The 1,573-nt window shown below is 67.6% G+C and carries 2 protein-coding genes; both read right to left on the reverse strand.

Annotated elements, in window-relative coordinates; all coding sequences use genetic code 11:
* Positions 1-31 precede the first annotated feature (31 nt).
* Positions 32-313: a DNA-binding protein gene (locus ACGFSA_RS35150; RefSeq protein WP_393310247.1), complete on the reverse strand. Its 282-nt coding sequence runs from the start codon at positions 311-313 to the stop codon at positions 32-34.
* Entirely contained in the window at positions 313-1,566 is a 1,254-nt protein-coding gene (locus ACGFSA_RS35155) for an IS256 family transposase (protein WP_393310249.1), read from the reverse strand. The genes ACGFSA_RS35150 and ACGFSA_RS35155 overlap by 1 nt, the downstream gene beginning before the upstream one ends.
* Positions 1,567-1,573: the final 7 nt, after the last annotated feature.

Here is a 1,573-nt window from a genome sequence, read left to right on the forward strand (position 1 = left end):
GAGTAATCGTCAAGACCTGTGGACCGGTTAGTTAGAAGAAGCCGATCGTGTCCTTGAGAAGACGAAGGGCTTTTGCGCGGTATGTGGCGCTGTCGCGCCAGGTCTTCTCTGCCTGCACGCTGGTGATCGTGACGCCCGCGCTCCCGGCCGAGTTCTCCGCGGGCGCCAGGTGGCCGCAGGCGATGAGTGCGCCGATGCGAAAGAGAGCGATGCCCAGTTGGCGGGCGGCCTCGGGCTGGGACAGCCAGACATCGTCTGCCACCTGGGGAACGCGCAGGAGCTTGGGGTAGCGGCGCTCGTCTCGCGGTGTCATCAGGCGGCCCCCGCTTCGGAGCGTTCGACGAGGAGACCGTTCTTGAAGCGGGCGCCGTTGCGGACGAGGGCAACGAGGTGAGGTGCGGTGATCGCGCGCCAGCGGCCCTGGGCGGACTCGACGAGCTTGAACACCATCGCCAGGGCCGCGGCCGGGCTGCCGGCCCCGCGGGTGACCTTGGTCCGCAGCTTCACTGTGCTGAAAGTGCTCTCGATGGGGTTTGTCGTGCGCAGGTGCACCCAGTGCTCGGCGGGGAAGTCGTAGAACGCGAGGAGCTCGTCGGTCTCGTCGGTGACCTTCTTGGCCGCCTTCGGCCATTTGACGCCGTAAGCGCGCTCGAAGTCCTTGACCGCCTTCTCGGCGTGGTCGCGGTCCTCGGCGTTGTAGATCTCCTGCAGGGCCTTCTTCGCGCCGGGCTGGGCCGACTTCGGCAGCGCGTTCATGACATTGCGGACCTTGTGAACCCAGCACCTCTGGTGCCTGGCCTGCGGAAAAACCCCCGCCAGGGCCCGCCATAGGCCCATCGCACCATCCCCGACGACGAGTTCGGGATCGCGCATGCCGCGTCGGCGGCAGTCGCGCAGCAGATCCGCCCACGACTCGGTCGATTCACGCAGCCCCTCGGCCAGCGCGATGAGTTCCTTGCGGCCGTCGGGGCGCACGCCCATCAGGACCAGGACGCAGGAGTGGGCCTGGCCGAGGCGGACCTTGGGGTGGACCCCGTCGGCCCACACGTAGACGTAGTCGGAATCCGACAGGTCGCGGGCCTGGAAGGCGGTGTGGTCCTCGGCCCACTGCTTCGTCAGCCGGGTCACCGTCGCCGGCGAGAGGCCGGTCGAGGAGCCCAGGAACTGCTCCATCGCGGGCACGAAATCCCCGGAGGACAGTCCGTGGAGGTAGAGCAGGGGCAGGACCTCGCTGACCTTCGGAGACTTCCGGCACCACGGCGCAAGGATCTTCGACGAGAACCGCTTGCGCTCACCCGTCTCCACGTCGACACGCTTGTCATTCACGCGAGGCACCTTCACCGCGACCGACCCGGCGGCGGTGGTCACCTTCCGTTCGGGATGATGACCGTTGCGGACCACCAGACGGCGACCGGCCTCGTCCCGCTCACCGGCCAACTCGGCTATGTACTGGTTGACTTCGGCCTCCAGGGCCGCGGCGAGCATCCGCCGGGCACCCTCACGGACTATGTCGTCCATCAGGGATCCGGTCTCGGTGGTTCGCTCGTCGTTGACTACGCTGAGCACGGGCGTG

Source organism: Streptomyces sp. NPDC048496, from assembly GCF_043200055.1.
Lineage (GTDB): Bacteria > Actinomycetota > Actinomycetes > Streptomycetales > Streptomycetaceae > Streptomyces.